The organism is Nostoc sp. (genome assembly GCF_035638895.1).
Lineage (GTDB): Bacteria > Cyanobacteriota > Cyanobacteriia > Cyanobacteriales > Nostocaceae > Nostoc.
Map to the genome: position 1 here is coordinate 1 of NZ_DASQZC010000588.1, position 7,213 is coordinate 7,213.

Annotated in this window: 6 protein-coding genes and 1 pseudogene; 6 read left to right on the forward strand and 1 reads right to left on the reverse strand. The window is 41.3% G+C overall.

Features of this window, described 5'->3' with window-relative positions:
• Positions 1-293 (reverse strand): hypothetical protein (locus tag VE944_RS29335; RefSeq protein WP_324985823.1); only part of this gene is annotated, 293 nt, incomplete at its 3' end.
• Between the two features lie 281 nt (positions 294-574).
• Here VE944_RS29335 and ppsA point away from each other — a divergent pair.
• The 6 genes and pseudogenes from ppsA to VE944_RS29365 all read left to right on the forward strand — a co-directional run.
• Positions 575-3,076 (forward strand): phosphoenolpyruvate synthase, encoded by a 2,502-nt coding sequence (gene ppsA / locus VE944_RS29340; protein ID WP_324985810.1) that lies wholly within the window; start codon positions 575-577, stop codon positions 3,074-3,076.
• Positions 3,077-3,106: 30 nt separating this feature from the next.
• Positions 3,107-3,460 (forward strand): XisI protein, encoded by a 354-nt coding sequence (locus VE944_RS29345; protein WP_324985813.1) that lies wholly within the window; start codon positions 3,107-3,109, stop codon positions 3,458-3,460.
• Positions 3,461-3,631: 171 nt separating this feature from the next.
• A complete protein-coding gene (locus tag VE944_RS29350; RefSeq protein ID WP_324985815.1) occupies positions 3,632-4,234 on the forward strand; it encodes a GNAT family N-acetyltransferase in 603 nt (200 codons plus the stop codon).
• 328 nt (positions 4,235-4,562) lie between these two features.
• Complete coding sequence (locus VE944_RS29355) at positions 4,563-6,092, forward strand: dolichyl-phosphate-mannose--protein mannosyltransferase (RefSeq protein WP_324985817.1); 1,530 nt, start codon at positions 4,563-4,565, stop codon at positions 6,090-6,092.
• Positions 6,093-6,191: 99 nt separating this feature from the next.
• A pseudogene (locus VE944_RS29360) lies at positions 6,192-6,284 on the forward strand (response regulator); the annotation flags it as partial.
• Positions 6,285-6,775: 491 nt separating this feature from the next.
• A partial coding sequence (locus tag VE944_RS29365) for a helix-turn-helix domain-containing protein (protein WP_324985820.1) occupies positions 6,776-7,213 on the forward strand: 438 nt, incomplete at its 3' end.

Sequence of the window (7,213 nt, forward strand, 5' to 3'; positions counted from 1 at the left end):
ACTATAGCAGCTAACAAACATACAGGTTGATTTAAAGAAATTCCGAATAACAAACCCAATCCAGCAATTCCCCAAAATGGTAAAGCTGCTGCTTGTCTTTGTTCTTCCACAATTTGAGTAATCATATTAGAAGATTGCTTACTAGCGAGTAATGCCTCTTTGACTTGCCTCTGTTCGCCTGCGGACACTGATAAACCTATTTTACGCCGTAGTTTTTCAATTTTGCGGGCATCAGTGCTGTACTCTGTTAGCTCATCTTCTGCCATTCTCAGAAGTCGTTCTAGTTGCGCCATTAGGCATTGCATCCCATATAACAATACAGCCATTATCCCGAATAATTGTTATTTATGGACTATATGGTATTTAATTTCATAATCCAAAATCATGCTACTAGCTGTAATATCTAAAATTGAATATGGGAAAAATATACTAGTACGCCACGGCGGAAATAGAGCAACCATTAAAAATCCCTAAATAGCTTATTCCATAATACTTTTGACTTGTGGCTTTTGACTTCCGCCTTGCGGTTAGTGGTTACGCACTGAAAAACTGAGTATAAACTTAAAAGGTAATTATGACTACAGTATCTAAAAGCACATTATCTTTATCTTCCCAAGAGCGATCGCTCATTTTGTGGTTTGATGAAGTTGGTATTGCTGATATCCCGGTAGTTGGTGGTAAAAATGCTTCACTGGGCGAAATGATTCAACAGCTAACGCCTAAAGGTATTAATGTTCCCACTGGATTCGCCACTACTGCTTACGCTTATCGTTATTTCATCAAATCAGCAGGTTTAGAAGCAAAGCTACGCAAACTCTTTGCTGACTTGGATGTTGAAGATGTCAAAAATTTACGAGAACGGGGGAAAAAAGCGCGATCGCTATTAATCCACACCCCATTTCCTATAGAATTGCGGGAGGCGATCGCTAAAGCTTACCAAAGTCTTTGTGAACAATACAACGCAGAGACAGATGTTGCAGTCCGTTCTAGCGCCACCGCCGAAGACCTTCCAGATGCTAGTTTTGCTGGACAGCAGGAAACTTACCTCAACGTTGTCGGCGCTGAAGGAGTTTTAGCAGCTTGTCATAAATGCTTTGCTTCCATATTTACCGATCGCGCCATTTCTTATCGTCACACCAAGGGATTTGACCACTTTAGCATTGCTCTGGCTGTGGGTGTGCAAAAAATGGTGCGCTCTGACTTAGCAACCTCTGGGGTGATGTTCTCCATTGATACAGAAACCGGATTTAAGGATGCGGCGCTGATTACAGCCGCCTACGGTTTAGGCGAAAACGTTGTCCAGGGGTCTGTAAATCCTGATGAATATTATGTTTTTAAACCAACTTTAAAAGCTGGTTTCCGCCCAATTATCGATAAAAAATTGGGTAGTAAAAAACTGAAAATGATTTATGATGACGGTTCCAAATTGACTAAAAATGTATCTGTTTCGCCCAGCGAAAGAAGTAAATTTGCCCTAAGTGATGAAGAGATTTTACAACTAGCAAATTGGGCGTGTTTAATTGAAGACCATTATTCCCAAGTCCACGGTATTTCCACGCCAATGGATATCGAGTGGGCAAAAGATGGGATTACTAATCAACTTTTTATTGTGCAGGCGCGTCCCGAAACCGTGCAGTCGCAGAAGACGGGAAATGTGTTGCGGAGTTATCGGTTGTTATTGGGGAATAGGGAATGGGGAATAGGGAATGGGGAAAAAACTTGCCAATCTCCACTTCCTGATTCCCAATCTCTAATCCCCCTTGTTTCGGGGCGGGCGATTGGGGAAGCGATTAGTCAAGGGAAAGCACGTCTAATTTTAGATGTTCAGAAGCTTGAACAGTTCCAAGTTGGGGAAGTTTTGGTGACAGAGAGAACTGACCCCGATTGGGAACCAATTATGAAACGCGCCAGTGCAATTGTTACTAATTCTGGGGGTAGGACATGCCATGCAGCGATTATTGCGCGAGAATTGGGCGTACCTGCGATCGTGGGATGTGGCAATGCTACAGAAGTTTTGAAACCTGGTCAAGAGGTAACAATTTCTTGCGCTGAAGGGGAAGAGGGAAAAGTTTATGCAGGTTTATTACCTTTTGAAGTGGAAGAAGTTCCTTTAGAGAACTTACCTCGCACCCGCACTCAAATTTTAATGAATGTGGGTAATCCCCAAGAAGCATTGAGTTTATCAGCAATTCCCAACGATGGGGTAGGTTTAGCACGGACAGAATTTATCATCGCTAACCAAATTCAAATTCATCCAATGGCATTGATTCATTTTGATTTATTAAAAGATGAATTTGCCAAAGCTAAAATTGCTGAAATTACTGCACTTTACGACAATAAACCCCAGTATTTTGTAGATAGATTAGCCCAAGGTATCGCTAGAATTGCGGCGGCATTTTATCCCAAACCAGTGATTGTGCGAATGTCAGATTTCAAGAGTAATGAATATGCCAATTTGTTAGGTGGGCGACAGTTTGAACCCCACGAAGAAAACCCAATGCTGGGTTGGCGGGGGGCAGCGCGTTACTATGATGAAGGCTACAGAGAAGCTTTTGCCCTAGAATGTGATGCTATTAAACGGGTACGGCAAGAAATGGGTTTGACAAATGTTATCCCGATGATTCCGTTTTGTCGTACTCCCGATGAAGGGCGTTTGGTTTTAGCAGAGATGGCAAAAAATGGTTTAAAGCAGGGTGTTAACGGCTTGCAGGTTTATGTGATGTGCGAGTTGCCCAGTAACGTTATTCTGGCTGAGGAATTTGCTGAGGTATTTGATGGCTTCTCGATTGGTTCTAATGATTTAACTCAGCTGACATTGGGGATAGACAGGGATTCGGCGTTGGTAGCGAGATTGTTTGATGAACGCAGTCCAGCAGTCAAGGAAATGGTGAGAATGGCTATAAAAGCTGCGAAAAAACATAACCGCAAAATCGGCATTTGTGGACAAGCACCTAGCGACTATCCAGAATTTGCCCAGTTTTTGGTTGAACAAGGAATTGACTCGATTAGTCTAAATCCAGATTCGGTTTTAAAGACGATGCTGGAAGTCGCAAAAGTCGAGGGTACTAATTCGTAATTTTAATCCAAAGCGAGAGGTTATTGTCCGATGGCTAATTTGGAGCAATACAGGCAGCTAATTTGCAGCATTCTTACTGAACATACAAAGATTCCTTACTCTTACGGCAATATTCAGCATGAAACTATCTTTGATCGAGAACAGGATCGATATTTGGTAATGATTCTTGGTCGAGAGCCAGTGCCAGAACTCTCTCCAACTGCAACGCGTCGCGTTCACGGCTGTCTAATTCACATTGATATTATTGATGGCAAAATTTGGATTCAACGTGATGGCACTGAAGAGGGGATAGCAACGGAACTGGTTAGGGCTGGTGTGCCGAAGGATCGGATTGTATTGGGATTTCGGTCTGAAGAACTGCGGAAAAATTCAGAATTTGCGTAGTTGACCGCCGCAGGTATTGCATAGCCAACGGTAGTTAAACTTCAGGATAATTGCCTATAGCATAGCGATCGCTATATTTTGTTTGTGTAATTGTCTACAAAACTTTTGACTGCTCAACCATAAGTATCTTACTATTTTGCAGAATGGCGATTTAGTTTAGCCAAAAGCAAGATGACAAATCTTTTGGAAACCGAACGCTTGATCGTTCGCAGTTGGATACCCGAACGCGATGCCGAACAAGCGTTTGTAATTTATAATGACCCCGAAGTTACGCACTTTCTTGGCAAAGCTTCTTTGGTGACAAGTGTTGAGTCACAGCGTCAGCGCTTGATTGAAGGTATCGAGCGAATGCACCAACGCAACAATGGTACTGGAGCTTGGGCAATTGTTGAAAAAGAAAGTACAACAATTGTGGGAACTATCCTTCTTAAACAATTGCCCGACAAAGATGGTTTACCCACTCAAGATTATGAAGTAGGCTGGCATTTGAGGCGAGCTTCTTGGGGTAAAGGGTATGCAACAGAAGCAGGACGAGCTATGCTCAACTACGGATTTAGTGTGCTGAACTTGCCAGTGATTTATGCCGTAGTGAAGCCAAGAAATCATCCTTCAATCCGTGTAACAGAACGATTGGGTATGAAACCAGTGGGGCAGACAAACAAGTATTACGGTACTGAACTACTCCTGTTTCAACTAGATGCACCTGAAGAGTGGAGGGAGAACAAGGGAGCAGTTATTGAGCAGAGGGTAGCAGGGCAAAGCAGTGGAGTTTAAAAACTCGTCGGCGAGTATTAAAGACTCATTCACGAGTATCAAAGATTCGTTCACGAGTATTAAAGACTCATTCACGAGTATTAAAGACTCGTCGGCGAGTATCAAAGACTCGTTCACGAGTATTAAAGACTTGTTCACGAGTATCAAAGACTCATTCACGAGTATAAAAGACTCGTTCACGAGTATCAAAGACTCATTCACGAGTATCAAAGACTCATTCACGAGTATCAAAGACTCATCGGCGAGTATCAAAGACTCATTGCCCATTACCTATGCCCAATGTCCAATCCCCCATGCCCAATGACAAATGACAAATGACAAATGACAAATGACTAAAAAGTGGTTCCGAATTGGGATGGTGAGTGTGTTTCTTTTCTCATTTGCCTTAAGGTTTTGGGGGTTAGAGCGATTCAACACTCTGGTATTTGATGAAGTTTACTTTGCCAAATTTGGTAATAATTACCTCACGCATACGCCATTTTTCAATGCTCATCCGCCGCTAAGTCAATATATGATCGGCATCGGCATTTGGATTGGCAGTCATATTCCTTTTTGGCACGATACGGTAAATGGACTCACAGGATCATTGCGATCGCCTTGGACTTATCGGTGGTTTAATGCCCTTACTGGCTCATTTATCCCTTTAGTTGTGGCTGCGATCGCTTATCAATTGAGTTATCGGCGTAGCTTTGCTCTGCTTGCAGGTTTGTTTACAGCTTGTGATGGCATTTTTCTAGTTGAGTCTCGCTATGCTTTAAGTAATATTTATATCGTCATCTTTGGTTTATTAGGACACTGGTTTTTATTATTGGCATTAGATAACCAAAATTGGCGACGTTCTTTTTGGTTAGTTTTTGCTGGCATTGCTTTTGGTGCGTCAGTCGGTACTAAGTGGAACGGTTTATGGTTCCTCTCAGGTGCTTATCTCATTTGGATAGCAGCTTGGGTAATCCATTTGATACATTCTTTTGTTAACTCCAAACTCTTTTTTACATCTTCTTCATTGAAGGAGGCAGGAGGCAGGGAGAGTAGAGGAGCAGGGGAAGCAGGGGTTAGTACTTATTCTCCCTCATCATCCTCATCTCAAACACCACTACAAAACCTAACTCAGCTAAATATTTTTCACATGCTGTTTTATCTAGGAATTATCCCAGCTTTGATTTACAGCATTATCTGGATTCCTCACCTTCAACTAGATAAAACTTATGGATTTATTGCGGTACATCAGCAAATTTTGAAGTTTCACTTACAGCTAGGTGGCAATAGTCCTAACGTGCATCCTTATTGTGCTGCCTGGTACAAATGGCCGTTGATGACTCGACCAATGGCATATTATTATCAAACGGCTCAAAGTATCACCGAATCCTTACCTGTGATGGGCCCGCCTTTGCCTGCCGGTGCTGGACAAGTTATTTATGATGTCCATGCAATGGGCAATCCATTTTTGTGGTGGTTTGGTGTTGCTGCCATGTTGTTTTTAGTAGGGATACTGGTGTCACAACCCGTAATTCTTTGGGTGAAAGAAAAGCGTTTTTCAGTACCTGCAACTCTTAGTGTTGATACTTGGATTGCCTTGTATTTAGTTATAAATTATGCTGCTAACTTATTACCTTGGGTAAAAGTGACAAGGTGCGTTTTTATATACCACTATATGTGTGCAGTGGTGTTTATATTTTTAGCGATCGCTTGGTTTGTTGATCAGTGTCTTCGTAGTTATTATCAACAACTCCGGGCGCTAGGTGTCACCATTACTTTTATCATTCTGACTGCTTTTATTTTCTGGATGCCCATTTATTTGGGTTTACCCCTCTCACCTCACGATTATAAACTGCGAATGTGGTTCAACTCTTGGATTTGATTATAGAAGAATTCAGGAGTCTGAATTCAGGAGCGGAGCCGGAAATGCTCCGTCTCCAGTCATAATCAAGATGCTCGGTGCGATCGCTGCGCTACCCGTATCACTAAATCTCGCAACCTCAACCAATTATTTAAAATCGTCAAGAGTATTGAAGATTTTTGGCTCTCTACTGTAACACTACCATCGGACTGAGCAGGGGGCAGGGGGAGAGTAACTCTTGACAAATGACTAATGACTAATGACAAGATCGAGGAGCAATAGGGGGTGAAACCCGAAGATTATGGTTGTTAGCTACTCAGTAAAAATCTTGTTAATTGAGGATAACCTAGCTTCTGCTAGGTTATTACAAGAGTTTCTGTGCCCTTTGTTATGAATTTTTTCTCTGATAAAAATAAATTTATCTTTACAAAAACGTTACTAAAATTTAGCGACTATTTTCGGAATTTATAAATTGGATTTGTAGCCTAATCTATATCTACAAAAGCAATATTCCACAAAAATTGTTAGAAATATAACTTAACTAAATTATTTTTTGCATAAAATAAAAACTAAAAGGTGATAAGTACTACATCTGCTAGAAAAATTATTTTTTGCAATTTTTCTACTTAATTTAGAGATAATTGCCAGCTTATGACCGTTCATAAGATATTTTTGTGTCCTAAATCCTAGTAAATGATACGTATATGCGTGAATATAATAGGACAATTGAAACAGAATATATAAAAGTAATTAATGGTAAGTACTTAACACCATTTCAGCGTAAATTACTGCTAGTAAGTTTGGAAAAAAGTTTACCTGAATCTTACCGACAACGTATTGAAATCATGTTGTTGGCAGATGAGGGAAAATCCCAAACAGAAATTTGTCAAATTTTGGGGTGTTGTCCAGCTACAGTAAGGCATTGGATGCACATAGCCCGGACAGGCATGGCGCACCAATGGCAAGATTGCCCCATTGGTCGCCCGAAAGCAGTAAATGAGGAGTATTTAGAACGTCTAAAAGAACTGATTAAAAGTAGTCCCCGCGATCATGGCTATGCTTTTCGTCGGTGGACAACAAACTGGCTTGGGAAACATCTAGCGAAAGAATTTGGGATTGAGGTGAGCGATCGCCATATCAAG